General features: G+C 68.8%; 17 protein-coding genes and 1 pseudogene. 10 read left to right on the forward strand and 8 right to left on the reverse strand.

All coding sequences use genetic code 11. The annotated features are described in order from the left end of the window. Window positions 1-330: pseudogene (locus tag H7I57_RS04460) on the forward strand (hypothetical protein); the annotation flags it as partial. A gap of 3 nt (window positions 331-333) precedes the next feature. Here the strand turns inward: H7I57_RS04460 and H7I57_RS04465 are convergent. Beyond that, window positions 334-1047 (reverse strand): ferritin-like fold-containing protein, encoded by a 714-nt coding sequence (locus H7I57_RS04465; RefSeq protein ID WP_264022116.1) that lies wholly within the window; start codon window positions 1045-1047, stop codon window positions 334-336. A 254-nt stretch (window positions 1048-1301) separates the two neighbouring features. Here H7I57_RS04465 and H7I57_RS04470 point away from each other — a divergent pair, with 254 nt between their 5' ends. Beyond that, a complete protein-coding gene (locus H7I57_RS04470) occupies window positions 1302-2819 on the forward strand; it encodes a DEAD/DEAH box helicase (protein WP_264022117.1) in 1518 nt (505 codons plus the stop codon). An 18-nt stretch (window positions 2820-2837) separates the two neighbouring features. Next, the gene (locus H7I57_RS04475; protein ID WP_264022118.1) at window positions 2838-4052 is read left to right on the forward strand and encodes an Rv3212 family protein; all 1215 of its coding nucleotides are present in this window, start codon (window positions 2838-2840) and stop codon (window positions 4050-4052) included. A 12-nt stretch (window positions 4053-4064) separates the two neighbouring features. Here the strand turns inward: H7I57_RS04475 and H7I57_RS04480 are convergent, their stop codons facing one another. Further along, complete coding sequence (locus tag H7I57_RS04480; RefSeq protein WP_264022119.1) at window positions 4065-4868, reverse strand: ParA family protein; 804 nt, start codon at window positions 4866-4868, stop codon at window positions 4065-4067. Between the two features lie 51 nt (window positions 4869-4919). Here H7I57_RS04480 and H7I57_RS04485 point away from each other — a divergent pair, with 51 nt between their 5' ends. Genes H7I57_RS04485 through H7I57_RS04495 form a run of 3 tightly spaced genes read left to right on the forward strand, consistent with a single transcriptional unit; the run spans window position 4920 to window position 7104 of the window. Next, window positions 4920-5531, forward strand: coding sequence for an acid phosphatase (locus tag H7I57_RS04485; protein WP_264022120.1), 612 nt, complete (start codon window positions 4920-4922; stop codon window positions 5529-5531). Continuing rightward, a complete protein-coding gene (locus H7I57_RS04490; RefSeq protein ID WP_264022121.1) occupies window positions 5528-6625 on the forward strand; it encodes an isochorismate synthase in 1098 nt (365 codons plus the stop codon). Before H7I57_RS04485 ends, H7I57_RS04490 begins: the two co-directional genes overlap by 4 nt. Next, window positions 6622-7104 carry a GNAT family N-acetyltransferase gene (locus tag H7I57_RS04495; RefSeq protein ID WP_264022122.1) on the forward strand — a complete coding sequence of 161 codons (483 nt, stop codon included), beginning with the start codon at window positions 6622-6624 and terminating at the stop codon, window positions 7102-7104. The genes H7I57_RS04490 and H7I57_RS04495 overlap by 4 nt, the downstream gene beginning before the upstream one ends. Here the strand turns inward: H7I57_RS04495 and H7I57_RS04500 are convergent. Together H7I57_RS04500 and aroQ are read right to left on the reverse strand one after the other, a co-directional pair. Further along, window positions 7056-7466, reverse strand: a complete 411-nt coding sequence (locus tag H7I57_RS04500) for a hypothetical protein (RefSeq protein WP_264022123.1) — start codon at window positions 7464-7466, stop codon at window positions 7056-7058. The genes H7I57_RS04495 and H7I57_RS04500 overlap by 49 nt on opposite strands. Continuing rightward, window positions 7463-7906 carry a type II 3-dehydroquinate dehydratase gene (gene aroQ, locus H7I57_RS04505; protein ID WP_264022124.1) on the reverse strand — a complete coding sequence of 148 codons (444 nt, stop codon included), beginning with the start codon at window positions 7904-7906 and terminating at the stop codon, window positions 7463-7465. The genes H7I57_RS04500 and aroQ overlap by 4 nt, the downstream gene beginning before the upstream one ends. Window positions 7907-8030: 124 nt before the next feature. Between aroQ and H7I57_RS04510 the strand changes: the two genes are divergently transcribed. Then, window positions 8031-8984: a diacylglycerol/lipid kinase family protein gene (locus tag H7I57_RS04510; RefSeq protein ID WP_264022126.1), complete on the forward strand. Its 954-nt coding sequence runs from the start codon at window positions 8031-8033 to the stop codon at window positions 8982-8984. 271 nt (window positions 8985-9255) lie between these two features. Next, on the forward strand, window positions 9256-9510 hold the full coding sequence (locus tag H7I57_RS04515) for a WhiB family transcriptional regulator (protein ID WP_264022127.1): 255 nt from the start codon (window positions 9256-9258) through the stop codon (window positions 9508-9510). Window positions 9511-9616: 106 nt separating this feature from the next. Here the strand turns inward: H7I57_RS04515 and H7I57_RS04520 are convergent, their stop codons facing one another. Further along, complete coding sequence (locus tag H7I57_RS04520; RefSeq protein WP_264022128.1) at window positions 9617-11107, reverse strand: two-component system sensor histidine kinase PdtaS; 1491 nt, start codon at window positions 11105-11107, stop codon at window positions 9617-9619. Between the two features lie 69 nt (window positions 11108-11176). After that, window positions 11177-11392, reverse strand: coding sequence for a biotin/lipoyl-binding carrier protein (locus H7I57_RS04525; RefSeq protein ID WP_006245864.1), 216 nt, complete (start codon window positions 11390-11392; stop codon window positions 11177-11179). 211 nt (window positions 11393-11603) lie between these two features. On the opposite strand from H7I57_RS04525, the gene H7I57_RS33695 reads away from it, so the two are divergent. Beyond that, a complete protein-coding gene (locus H7I57_RS33695) occupies window positions 11604-11696 on the forward strand; it encodes a 50S ribosomal protein bL37 (protein WP_372510120.1) in 93 nt (30 codons plus the stop codon). Here H7I57_RS33695 and rsrA read toward each other — a convergent pair. Beyond that, the gene (gene rsrA, locus H7I57_RS04530) at window positions 11693-12022 is read right to left on the reverse strand and encodes a mycothiol system anti-sigma-R factor (protein WP_264022130.1); all 330 of its coding nucleotides are present in this window, start codon (window positions 12020-12022) and stop codon (window positions 11693-11695) included. The two genes, H7I57_RS33695 and rsrA, sit on opposite strands and share 4 nt — an antisense overlap. Next, the gene (locus H7I57_RS04535) at window positions 12019-12693 is read right to left on the reverse strand and encodes a sigma-70 family RNA polymerase sigma factor (RefSeq protein ID WP_372510121.1); all 675 of its coding nucleotides are present in this window, start codon (window positions 12691-12693) and stop codon (window positions 12019-12021) included. Before H7I57_RS04535 ends, rsrA begins: the two co-directional genes overlap by 4 nt. Window positions 12694-12932: 239 nt before the next feature. Here H7I57_RS04535 and H7I57_RS04540 point away from each other — a divergent pair, with 239 nt between their 5' ends. After that, window positions 12933-13424, forward strand: a complete 492-nt coding sequence (locus H7I57_RS04540) for an aminoacyl-tRNA deacylase (RefSeq protein ID WP_264022133.1) — start codon at window positions 12933-12935, stop codon at window positions 13422-13424. The last annotated feature ends 6 nt before the right edge of the window (window positions 13425-13430 follow it).

The following is a 13430-nucleotide window of genomic DNA, read 5'->3' on the forward strand; positions in this document are numbered from 1 at the left end:
CAGCCCGCCCCGCCGCTGCTGCCCGCACCCCAGGGCGCACCGCCGCCAGCCGCGGCGGCGCCCGGCACCGTCACCTATCGGGTCACCGGCAACCGCCAGCTCATCGACTTGGTGACGGTGATCTACACCGATCAGCGGGGCGCTCTGGTGACCGACGTGAACGTCGCGCTGCCCTGGTCGAAGACGGTGGTGCTGGATCCGGGCGTCACGCTGAGCTCGGTGACCGCGACCAGCGTGGCGGGTCAGCTCAACTGCAGCATCACCGACGCCAACGGCGGGCTGATCGCGGCGCAGAACAACAACTCGATGATCACCAACTGCACGCGGTAGCGCTCAGGCCAGTCCCAGCTCCCGCATCCGGGTGCCGTGGGTGTGCTGCAACTTGTCGAAGAAGTCCGTCATCTGCGACAGGCCCCCGCCCGACATCACCAGGTCGACCAGTTCGTCGTGGTCGGCGAGGACGTACTGAGCCTGGGTGATCGCCTCACCCAGCAGCCGCCGCGACCACAGCGCCAGGCGGTGACGCTGGCGGTCGCTGGCCGTCACGGCCGCCCGGACCTCGGCCACCACGAACTGCGAGTGTCCGGTCTCGGAGAGGACCGAGCGCACCACGTCGGCGACCGCGTCCGGCATCGAACCGGCGATCTCGAGATAGAAGTCGGCGGCGAGCGCGTCACCGACGTAGGTCTTCACCAGCGCCTCGAGCCAGGTGCTCGGAGTGGTCAGCCGGTGGTAGTTCTCCAGTGCCGACGCGTATTTCGTCATGGCGGGCACGACGTCGACCCCGCGCCGCTCGAGCGCGTCGCGCAGCACCTCGTAGTGGTTCATCTCGGCAGCGGCCATGCTGGCCATGTTGATCCGGCCGCGCAGATTCGGCGCCATCCGCGCCTCCTCGGTGAGGCGGTAGAACGCCGCGACCTCGCCGTAGGCCAGCAGTGCGAACAGCTCGACGATGCCGGGATGCTGGTCCGACACGCCCGACGCCACCGGGCCGTTTCGCTCCTCCACAGGGGCAGGACCAGCAGCCGCAGACGGCGTCGAATTCATGGCCCCAACTCTAGACGCCGACCGTGCGGTGACCGATGAGCGAACCGACCGGCTACCATGTAGGTGGTGTCGGCGCGAAAGTCGACAGATCGATCCAGGTCACGTCGGGCTATCAATCGCCGCAGGCACCTCGACAATGTGCGTGCACGCCGGCGGCCCGCCTCCTCATCGCAGGGCCCGACGAAGTTCTCTTCACGACTCGTGCGCGCGTGAACGCCACGAGGAATGACTGTGAAAGGCTTCGTTTCCCCAGCATGACACCTGTAATCCCCCATACCAGTCCGTCGTTTGCCGAGCTCGGAGTGCGCGAAGAGATCGTGCGCGCCCTGTCCGAATCCGGCATCGAACATCCCTTCGCCATCCAGGAACTCACCCTGCCGCTGGCCCTTGCCGGCGACGATCTGATCGGCCAGGCGCGCACCGGCATGGGCAAGACCTATGCCTTCGGCGTGCCGCTCCTGGACCAGATCACCACCGACACCGAGCGCCCGCTCACCGGCATCCCGCGCGCACTGATCGTCGTCCCCACCCGTGAGCTGTGTATTCAGGTCCACGGCGACCTGACCGCCGCGTCGAAGTACCTGACGGCCGACTACGAAGGCAAGAGCCGGCCGCTGTCGGTCGTGGCGATCTACGGCGGTCGCCCGTACGAACCGCAGATCGAGTCGCTGCAGAAGGGCGCCGACGTCGTCGTCGGCACCCCCGGCCGCCTGCTCGACCTGGCACAGCAGGGGCATCTGCAGCTCGGCGGCCTGTCGACGCTGGTGCTCGACGAAGCCGACGAGATGCTCGACCTGGGCTTCCTGCCCGACATCGAGCGGATCCTCAAGCAGATTCCCGCCAAGCGGCAGGCGATGCTGTTCTCGGCGACCATGCCGGATCCGATCATCACGCTGGCCCGCACCTTCATGAACCAGCCCACCCACATCCGGGCCGAGGGTGTTCAAGGGTCGGCCACCCACGACACCACCGAGCAGTTCGCCTACCGGGCGCACGCGCTCGACAAGGTCGAGATGGTCGCCCGCATCCTGCAGGCCAACGGCCGCGGCGCCACCATGATCTTCACCCGCACCAAGCGCACCGCGCAGAAGGTCGCCGACGAACTCGCCGCGCGCGGTTTCCAGGTCGGCGCCGTTCACGGCGACCTGGGCCAGAGCGCGCGGGAGAAGGCGCTCAAGTCGTTCCGCACCGGCGAGGTCGACGTGCTGGTCGCCACCGACGTGGCCGCCCGCGGCATCGACATCGACGACATCACGCACGTGATCAACTACCAGATCCCCGAGGACGAGCAGGCCTACGTGCACCGCATCGGCCGCACCGGGCGCGCGGGCAAGACCGGTATCGCGGTCACCCTCGTCGACTGGGACGAGCTGCCCCGCTGGACGATGATCGACAAGGCCCTCGGTCTGGAAACACCCGACCCCGCCGAGACCTACTCGAGCTCGCCGCACCTGTTCGAGGAGCTCGACATCCCGGCCGACGCCACCGGCAAGGTCGGCGCCGCCCGGACCGCCGGCACCGCGAAGAGGGAGCCGAGGCGCACCGAGGACCGTGAGGACAAGCCCGCACGGCGCAGCACCAGGACCCGCCAGCGCACCCGCGGCGGCAAGACCGGCGGTGCCCACCACGACGGTCATCCCGTCGCGGCCGAGCAGGACACGCCCGCAGACGGCGACGGCACGTCGGGCGACGTGACGTCCGAGGGCGCGCGGCCGGGACGCAGGCGCCGCCGGCGTCGCCCCAGTAAGGCTGCTGCCGCAGGCCCCAGCTAGCCGGCACCCGCGCACGCGATGGTCAAACCCGAACGCCGGACGCGGGCGGACATGGTGGCTGCTGCGGCGATCGCCGGCGTGGTCGCGCTCGTCGCGGCCGTCGTCTGGTGGACGAGCGACGCGAGAGCCACCATCAGCGTGCCCGCCGCCACCCCTGTCCCCAGCCTGAAACCCGCCGCCGCGGTGCCGGGCTCGCTGAAGCAGTTGTGGAGCGCGCCGAGTCCCGAGACCAGCCAACCCCTGGTGGTCGCGGGTGCCGTGGTGACCGGATCGGGTCGCGAAATCCAAGGCCATGATCCCGCCACCGGCGACACGCTCTGGAGCTACGCCCGCGACCTCGATCTCTGCGGAGTCACCTGGGTGTACAGCTACGCGGTGGCGGTCTACCCGGACGTGCGCGGCTGCGGCCAGGTCAGCACGGTGGACGCCAAGACCGGGGTGCGCGGTCCATCCCGCACCAGTTACTCCGACCGTGAGGTCACCCTCTCGGGCGACGGCACCACGGTCTTGTCGGCCGGGGACACCCGGCTGGAGATGTGGCGCTCCGACATGGTGCGGATGCTCAGTTACGGTGCGCTGGATGCGCCCATCAAGCCGGGCACGCCGAAGACGCCGTTGTGCCGGCTGACCTCGGCGGCGGCGAGCTCCAGCGCGGTGTCGGTGCTCGAGGCCTGTGAGAACCAGGCCGATCTGCGCCTGACGCTGCTGCGTCCCTCCGACGAGGAGGACACCCCGGAGCTGAAGTACGTGCAGCAGACCGGTGTCAGCGGCGGCAGCGATGCCCGCGTGGTGGCGGTGACGGACACGACGACCGCGGTGTACATCCCCACGCCGAAACCGCGGGTCGACATCGTCGACGAGACCGGCTCGGTCATCGCCAGCACCGTGGTCCCGAGGGCGCCCGCTCCCGAGGCCACCGCGTCACGGGTGGGCGACCTCGTCACGTGGTGGACCGGCGACAGCCTGATGGTGTTCTCCGCCAACAACCTTCAGTACAAGTACACCGTCGCGGCGGCGGGCGACAACGCCCCCGTCGGTCCGGCGGCGATCATGGCGGGGCGGTTGATGGTGCCCGTCAGCAGCGGCTACGACGTCTTCGATCCGGCGACGGGGGTGGGCGACCGCCATATCCCGGTGCAGCGTCCGGCCGTCAACGGGCCCGTGGTGCCCGGTGTGGCGGGTTCCGTGTTGCTGGAGCAGCGGGGCGACGAGCTGGTCGCGCTCGGGGCCTGAGGAGCCCGACGATCACACCTCGGGCGTGAAGGTAGCCAGGGCCTTGCCGTTCTTCCAGTGCTTGAGCAGCGCACCCGCGAGTTCCCGGTAGGCGACCGCGCCCTTGTTCTTGCGGCCCGTCAGCACCGACGAGCCGGATGCGGTGGCCTCGGCGAACCGCACGGTGCGTGGGATCGGCGGCGACAGCACCGGCAGGTTGTAGCGGTCGGCGACGTCGAGCAGCACGTCACGGCTGTGGGTGGTGCGCGAGTCGTACAGCGTCGGCAGCGCGCCGAGCAGGGACAGGTCGGCGTTGGTGATCTGCTGGACGTCGGTGATGGTGCGCAGGAACTGACCCACGCCGCGGTGGGCGAGCGTCTCGCACTGCAGCGGAACGATCACGTCGTCCGCGGCGGTCAGGCCGTTGAGCGTCAGCACCCCCAGCGACGGTGGACAGTCGATGATCACGACGTCGAAGTCTCCGGAGACCTTGGCCAGCGCCCGCTTGAGGGCGTACTCTCGGCCCGCGCGCATCAGCAGCATGGCCTCGGCACCCGCCAGGTCGATATTGGCGGGCAGCAACGTCATTCCCTCCGACGTCTCGACCAGCGCCGTATCGGGCTCGACATCGCCGAGCAGCACCTCGTGGATCGAGACCGCGAGCTTGTCGGGATCCTGGCCCAGCGAGAACGTCAGACAACCCTGGGGATCGAGGTCGACGAGCAGCACCCGCTTCCCCAGTTCCACCATCGCCGCACCCAGCGACGCCACCGTCGTCGTTTTGGCGACCCCACCCTTTTGATTGGCGACCGCAAGTACCCGCGTCACACCGACCATCCTGTCATGCGCGCGTGTGTGGTGAAGCAGCGTGCGGCACAATCGGACACTGTGGCCCTTCTGCAGCATCGGCTGATCCTGCTCCGACATGGTGAAACGGAGTGGTCGAAGTCGGGCAGGCACACCAGCCGCACCGAGTTGGAGCTCACCGACCGGGGTCGCGGTCAGGCCGAGGCGGCGGCCGAGACGTTGCGGCAGTTGCGGTTGGACGACCCCTACGTCGTCTGCAGTCCGCGCAAGCGCGCGAAAATCACCGCCGAACTGGCCGGGTTGACCGTCGACGACGTCAATCCGCTGATCAGCGAATGGGATTACGGGGACTACGAGGGAACCACCACCGTCGAGATCCGCAGGGCGGTGCCGAACTGGCTGGTGTGGACGCACGGATGTCCGGGCGGCGAGACGTCGGCGCAGGTCTGCGACCGTGCCGACCGGGCGATCGCGTTGGCGCTCGAGCACATGCAGTCGCGCGACGTGGTGTTCGTCGGGCACGGCCACTTCTCCCGCGCGGTGATCACCCGCTGGATCGAGCAGCCCGTCTACGAAGGCATCCGGTTCGCGATGCCCGCGGTGTCCATCGCCGTGTGCGGTTTCGAACACGGGGTGCGTCAACTGACCGCGCTGGGGCTGACGGGCCACCCTGAGCCGACCGCACCGGCGTGACCCGCGAACCGACGTTCGTCCTCACCGGCCCGGACGGTGTCGTCACCGCCGAGGGCATCCACACCGCGTTCCCCCGGATCGCCGATGCGCGGGCCGCGCTGGCTTCGCACAGCACGCCGATCATCCTGGGCGCGTTGCCTTTCGACCTCTCCAAGCCGGCCGCACTGATCCGCCCGCAGTCGGTGGCATTCACCGACTCGCTGCCCGCATGGCCCGTCCGTGAACTGGCCACCGCGCGGATCGTCGAGACCATACCGGCCGCCGACGAGCACCGCGGACGTGTCGCCGCGGCGCTGACCCGACTGCGCGACCCGGCCGCTGAGCTGCAGAAGGTCGTGCTGGCGCGTGCGCTGCGGGTGGCCGCCGACGGCCCACTCGACGCCAGGACGGTGCTGTACCGGCTCGTCGCCAACGACGCGCAGGCCAGTGCGTACCTCGTCGACCTGTCGGCGGCCGGCGACGGATACTCGGGCACCGCACTGGTCGGCGCCAGCCCCGAACTGCTGGTCGACCGCCGCGGCCAGCAGGTGACGTGCCGCCCGTTCGCCGGATCCGCCCCGCGGCTGCCCGACCCCGACGCCGACGCCGCCAGCGGCGCCGCACTCGCCGAGTCGGCCAAGGACCGCCACGAGCATCAACTCGTCGTCGACGCCCTCCGCGAAACCCTCGAGCCGCTGTGCACCGAACTGCGCATCGCCGAGCACCCGCAGCTGACCAGGACCGCGGCGGTCTGGCACCTGTACACCCCCATCTCCGGGTCGCTGCGCGAAAGATCAACCACCGCACTGGATCTGGCCATCGCACTGCACCCCACCCCCGCGGTCGGCGGCTCCCCCACCGGCCCCGCCACCGCGCTGATCGACGAGCTCGAAGGTGACCGTGGTTTCTACGCAGGCGCGGTGGGCTGGTGCGATCAGCGCGGCGACGGCCGCTGGGTGGTGTCGATCCGCTGTGCGCAACTGTCCGCCGACCGCCGCACCGCCGACGCGCACTCCGGTGGCGGCATCGTCGCCGAATCCGATCCCGACGACGAAGTCGACGAAACCACAGCGAAATTCAGAACGATCCTGTCGGCGTTGGGAGTCGAGCCGTGAGTGAGATCATCCGCGCCGTCCGTCCGGGCGACGAGCCCGAGTTGACCGCGATGATCCATGAACTCGCCGGGTTCGAACGCGCGGCCGCCGATTGCACCGTGACCGAAAACCAGCTGCGGGACGCGCTTTTCGGTCCCCATCCCGTGGTGTACGGCCACCTGGCAGAGGTGGACGGCCGAGCGGCCGCCGTGGCGCTGTGGTTCTTGAACTTTTCGACCTGGGACGGCGTGGCCGGCATCTATCTCGAGGATCTGTTCGTGCGCCCGCAGTTCCGCAGGCGCGGCCTGGCCCGCAAGCTGCTCGCGACGCTGGCCCGCGAATGCGTGGATCAGGGCTACTCGCGGCTCAGCTGGGCGGTGCTGGACTGGAACGTCAACGCGATCGCGCTCTACGACAGCGTCGGAGGCCGGCCGCAGAGCGAGTGGATCACCTACCGGGTGTCCGGTTCGGAGCTGTCGGATCTCGCGCGCGAGTCCTGACTCAGCCAGTGCACCGATGACGGGCTGAACAGCAGCGCGAGCACGGCCACCGAGACCAGCGCGACGAGCACCGCGTAGCGCAACTGGCCCGAGCTGAACACGTACCAGGCGACGCCGAGCAGCAGCAGGTTGGCGAACACCGCGACACCGCGCCCCCACCGCCGACCGGTCCACAGCGCCCAGCCCGCCGCCAGCACTCCCGATCCCATGATCGCGAACCACGCCGCCGTGCCGTATCCGCTGATCGCCGCCTCTCTGTGACCGGCGAGTTCGCGCACCGTGAGCGCGATTGCCGTCACGAGCGCGAGGGTCCCCTGCAGCGCGGTGATGACGCCGGCCGCGCGCACCGCACGGGGCGTCACTGCGACAGCCTGCCCGCCAGGTACCGCACCGCCATCTCGTAGCCCAGCGGACCCGCACCGGCCACGACCATGTCGGCGACGGCGGACACGTACGAGTGGTGCCGGAACTCTTCCCGGGCGTGGATGTTGCTCAGGTGCACCTCGGCGACCGGCAGTCCGACCGAGCGCAGCGCGTCGGCGATCGCCACGGACGTGTGGCTGAAGGCGGCGGGGTTGATCACGATGCCCGCGCAGTCGGCACGCGCTGCGTGGATCGCGTCGATCAGTTCGCCCTCGTGATTGCTCTGCACGGCCCGGGTGACGAGCCCCGACTCGGCGGCCACATCCGCGACGCGCGCTTCGATCTGCGCCAGCGTGGTGGAGCCGTACACGTCGGGCTGCCGGGTGCCGAGCAGGTTCAGGTTCGGCCCGTTGACGAGTAGCAGTCGGCGTTCGGTCACCGTCATACGGTACCGGCGAATCTCCTCCAGACCGGAGAGGCACTGTCGGGGACTCGCCTGGTCACGCACCCGGCCACCCGTCGCGTCCACCGGGGCGCCCAGCACCCCGTTAGGCTCACCCCTCGTGCGCGCCGTGCTGATCGTGAACCCGAATGCGACCTCGACGACGCCTGCGGGCCGCGATCTGCTGGCGCACGCCCTGGAGAGCCGGGTGAAGCTGAGCGTGGTGCACACCGATCACCGGGGCCACGCCGTCGAGATCGCGCAGCAGGCCGCCCGCGGCGGGGTCGACGTGCTCATCGTGCACGGCGGCGACGGCACGGTGAACGAGGTGGTCAACGGGATCCTCGGCGAGCTGGGCCCCGGCAGCGCCGGCCCCGCGGTGGGTGTCGTGCCCGGCGGAGCGGCCAACGTATTCGCCCGCGCGCTGGGGATCAGCCCCGACCCCACCGAGGCGACCAACCAGCTCGTCGACCTGCTCGGCGAGTACCGGCGGACCAAGACCTGGCGGCGCATCGGCCTGATGGATTGCCAGGAGCGGTGGGGGGTGTTCACCGCCGGCATGGGTGTCGACGGCGACGTCGTCGCCGCGGTGGAAGCGCAGCGGGCGAAGGGCCGCAAGGTCACGGCCTCGCGTTATATCCGCGTCGCGGTCCGCGAGATGCTGGCCAACGCGCGCAGGGAGCCGTCGCTGACGCTGCACCTGCCCGGACGCGACCCGGTCCCCGGTGTGCACTTCGCCTTCGTCTCGAACTCCAGCCCCTGGACCTACGCCAACAGGCGCCCTGTGTGGACGAACCCCGGCACCACGTTCGAGACGGGTCTTGGTGTGTTCGCGATCACGAGCATGAACGTGTGGGCCAACCTGCGGGTGGTCCGGCAGATGCTGGCGCGCACCCCGCGCCTCGAAGCCAAGCACCTGATCCGCGACGACGACCTCGACTGGCTGAGGGTGACCAGTGACACGCCGGTCGCCTGCCAGATCGACGGTGACTATGTCGGGCTGCGCGAACAGATGAAGTTCACCGCCGTTGCCGATGCGCTCGCGGTGGTCGCGCCGCCCCCGGTCGGCGACTGATTGATCGCTCTGACCAGCACGAATCCGCTGTGAAACTCAGTTCACATGCGGGATTTAGGGCGCAGGTGGATTGAGTGTAGTACAACGGAGTTAGGCATTCGGTAACGGACCTCGCTAGTGACATTGCCCACGAGTTAACGAAGTTCTATTGACATCTGTTCAGCCTGTGAAAGCATCGGATGCAACAGCGCAGAAACATTTGGGGCGCTTGCGTTAACAGCCGAAGTAAATCTCGTGCGCTCTGTCGCGCACATGAAAAGGAGTTGGACCCATGGATTGGCGCCACAAGGCGGTCTGTCGCGACGAGGATCCGGAACTGTTCTTCCCCGTGGGAAACAGCGGTCCGGCCCTTGCCCAGATCGCTGACGCGAAGCTCGTCTGCAACCGCTGCCCGGTCACCGCGGAGTGCCTGAGCTGGGCGTTGGAGTCGGGTCAGGACGCCGGCGTGTGGGGTGCCATGAGCGAGGACGAGCGTCGCGCGCTCAAGCGCCGCAACGCCCGCACGAAGGCGCGCAGCGGCGTCTAACCCCTTCCCCAAGCAGACATAGTTACGGCCCCGACGAAAGTCGGGGCCGTAACTATGTGAATTCAATTGGGGCGAATTCGGCATTTTCCGCCATTTCGAGCAACCGTCAGTATTGGCTTGTACGGCCGCGCCTGCCGATCGGCACCCGCAGGATCACATCGGTGCCGCCCGCCGCGAGGTCGTGCATGCCCAGCGATCCGTCGAGTTCCGCCGACACCAGCGTGCGCACGATCTGCAGTCCGAGACGGTCGGATTTCTCCAGGCTGAATCCGTCGGGAAGCCCGCGCCCGTCGTCGTGGACGACGACGTCGAGCCAGCGGGCGGAACGTTCCGCACGGATCGTGACGCAGCCCCGTGAGGTGGTGGCGTCGAAGGCATGCTCGATCGCGTTCTGGACCAGCTCGGTGATCACCATGATCAGGGCGGTGGCTCGGTCGGCGTCCAGCACACCCAGCTCCCCCTCCCGGTTGATCCGGATCGGGGCGTCGACGGTCGCGACGTCGTTCATGATCGGCAGAATCCGGTCGACGACCTCGTCGAGGTTGACCTCTTCGTCCACCGACATCGACAGGGCGTCGTGCACCAGCGCGATCGAGGAGACCCGGCGCACCGATTCGATCAGCGCCTCACGGCCCTCGGCGTTGGTGGTGCGGCGCGCCTGCAGGCGCAACAGCGCCGCGACCGTCTGCAGGTTGTTCTTGACGCGGTGGTGGATCTCGCGGATCGTGGCGTCCTTCGACAGCAGCGCCCGGTCGCGGCGCTTGACCTCGGTGACGTCACGGATCAACACCGCGGCTCCGACCGTGGCGCCGTGCACTTCCAGCGGCAGGGTGCGCAGCAGGACCGCGGCACCACCTGCGTCGACCTCCATCCGCATGCTGGACCCGCCGGCCAGCGAATCCCGGACGTGGTTGGCCAGCTCCTGAGCCTCGAAGGGATCGGAGATCAGCGGGCGGGTCACGGCGACGAGGTTGTGGCCCTCGAGTTCGGCCGCCAGGCCCATCCGGTGATACGCCGAGATGGCGTTGGGGCTGGCGTAGGTCACCACGCCGGTCTCGTCGAGCCGGATGAAGCCGTCTCCCACGCGGGGGCTCGATCGCGACATGGCCAGGTCACCGACGTTGGGGAACGTGCCTTCGGACAGCATGAGCAGCAGGTCGCCGGCGCAGTCGACGTACGCGGCCTCCAGCGGGCTTGCCTGGCGCGGCGCCAGCGACGTCTGATGGGTGAGCACCGCGACGACGTGGTTGCCGTGACGCACCGGCACGGCCTCGACGTTCAGGCCGGGCGATCCGCTCTGTCCCTCGACCGTGGCACGGCCGATGACGCCGGACTCGAAGGCGGCGGCGACGATGGGGACGTCCTCGCTGACGGCGAGAGTTCCGACGGCGTCGGCCAGAAGCACCGTCGACGCCGTGTTGGGTCGCACCTGGGCGACGCAGACCACCCGCCCGTCGTCGCGACGCACCCACATCAGGTAGTCGGCGAACGAGAGGTCGGCCAGCAGCTGCCACTCGCCCACGACGGCGTGCAGGTGATCGACGGCGCTGCCGGGGAGGACGGTGTGTTCGGCGAGCAGCTCACCGAGGGTGGACACGGCGGCCTACAGTCTCCGCGGCAACGGGGTCGTTCGCGACGTCTGGGTCGATCCGGGCCAACGGACGGGTCAGCTGATGACCGCGATGAGATCGCCGGCCTGGATGACGTCGCCCACGGACACGCTCACCTTGCTGACGGTCCCTGCGACCTCGGCGAGCACGGGGATTTCCATCTTCATCGACTCGAGCAGCACCAGGGTGTCGCCTTCACCGATCTGATCGCCCTCGTGAACCACGACCTCGAGCACACTGGCCACGATCTCCGCGCGAACGTCCTCGGCCATCTTCACCCCACTCAACTCAACCGCTGGTGCTTGTCGGGTCCTATCGAACCACACCGGCGGCCAAAGCTCGGAGCGGCGGCGGATCGCGCGTGGCTTCGCTACCACCGCCCCCCGGCCCACGGTGAAAACGGTGTCGGTGCGGCATGCGACAATGGGTTCAACGTTCTCGCCCGTGCGGGCTGACAACCCACCGACTACTTGGAGGTACACCATGGCCAAGCGTGGCCGGAAGAAGCGCGACCGCAAGCACACGAAGGCCAACCACGGCAAGCGGCCCAACTGCGGTTCGAAAGCAGTGCGCTAACCGCGGATGATCGTGGTGCGGCTGATCTGGATGCGCAGCCGCTCGCGCAGTCCCTCGGGGGCGCGCTCGCCGCTGCACTTGGTGGCGATCAGGTTCTTGACGCGCTCCTCGATGCCGTAGTGGCGCAGGCACGTCGGGCACTCCTCGAGGTGCTGGCGCAGTTTGTCACGAGTTTCGACGGTGCATTCGCCGTCGAGCAGCGTCCATACCTCGGCGATGACGGCCGCGCACTCGGGATGTTCCGGGTCCACCGGGCCCACCGGCGGAGTCCAGCGCTCGTCGTTCCCCGACGTGTCCTGGCCTGCACTCGAATCGGCGCCACTCATGACGAAACCTCCTCCGGCGCGTCGAACTTCGCACCCCGGATGTATCCGCGGTCACGGGCCACACCGGCCAACAACTCACGAAGCTGGCGCCTGCCGCGGTGCAACCGCGACATCACCGTCCCAATCGGTGTGTCCATGATTTCGGCGATCTCCTTGTACGGGAAGCCTTCGACGTCGGCGTAGTACACCGCCATCCGAAAGTCTTCGGGCAGCGCTTGCAACGCTTCCTTGATCTCACTGTCGGGCATCGACTCCAACGCCTCGACCTCGGCCGAGCGCAGCCCTGTCGAGGAGTGTTCCGCATTGGCGGCCAACTGCCAGTCGGTGATCTCCTCGGTCGGATACTCCGCAGGCTGGCGCTGCTTCTTGCGGTAGCTGTTGATGTAGGTGTTGGTCAGGATGCGGTACAGCCACGCCTTGAGGTTCGTCCCCTCACGGAACGAACGGAAACCCGAATAGGCCTTGACCATCGTCTCCTGCAGCAGGTCCTCGGCATCGGCGGGATTGCGCGTCATCCGCAGCGCACCGCCGTAGAGCTGATCGAGCAGGGGAATCGCGTCCCGCTCGAACCGGGCCGTCAATTCCGCATCCGTCTCCACCGGCTTGGCCAGCTCGGGGTCGAGCTCTGTCGCGAGGGTCGCCTCGGAAGCCAACCCATCGGTGTCGGTCATCGTGGGGAACACCGTCCCTTCTGTAGCGGCGCCGCCAAACAGGTCCGGCAGATCCACCGGACGCGTCGGGGCCTCCAGGGCCAACGCTGGCACCATCAATCCCCTTCCGCCGATCCTAGAGGTTGCGGCCGACTAGTTTCTCTGCTCGGCTACGCGCCTGCTACAGCTGTCGTCAACAACAGCACCGACGGGGCCTCTTGTTCCCCGACCGCCCTGCTCAGTGGCGCTAGTCTGTGCCGGTGGCGCGGGCAGCAACACCGGCGATCGCGGCTCTGCTGGCCGCGGGTGTGCCGCACACCGTCGTGCAGTACCACCACGACCCCCGCAGCGATTCGTTCGGCGAGGAGGCGGTGAACCAGCTCGCGCAGGCCGGCGGGCTGTCCCCCGACCAGATCTTCAAGACGCTGGTCGTCGCACTGCCCACCGGGTTGGGTGTGGCGGTGCTGCCGGTGCCGGCGAAGCTGTCGCTGAAAGCCGCCGCGGCCGCGCTCGACGTGCCCAAGGCCACGATGGCCGATCCGGCGGCAGCCCAGCGTTCGACCGGATACGTGGTCGGCGGTATCTCCCCGCTGGGCCAGCGCAGGCCGCTGCCGACCGTCGTCGACGCCTCGGCGTTGCAGTGGGACCGGGTGCTGTGCAGCGCAGGCAAGCGCGGCTGGGACGTCTCGCTGGCGCCCGCGGATCTGATCACCCTCACCAACGCGGTGACCGCGGACATCCGGGCTGTCTAGGGTGAA

The organism is Mycolicibacterium pyrenivorans (assembly GCF_025821625.1).
Classification (GTDB): domain Bacteria; phylum Actinomycetota; class Actinomycetes; order Mycobacteriales; family Mycobacteriaceae; genus Mycobacterium; species Mycobacterium pyrenivorans.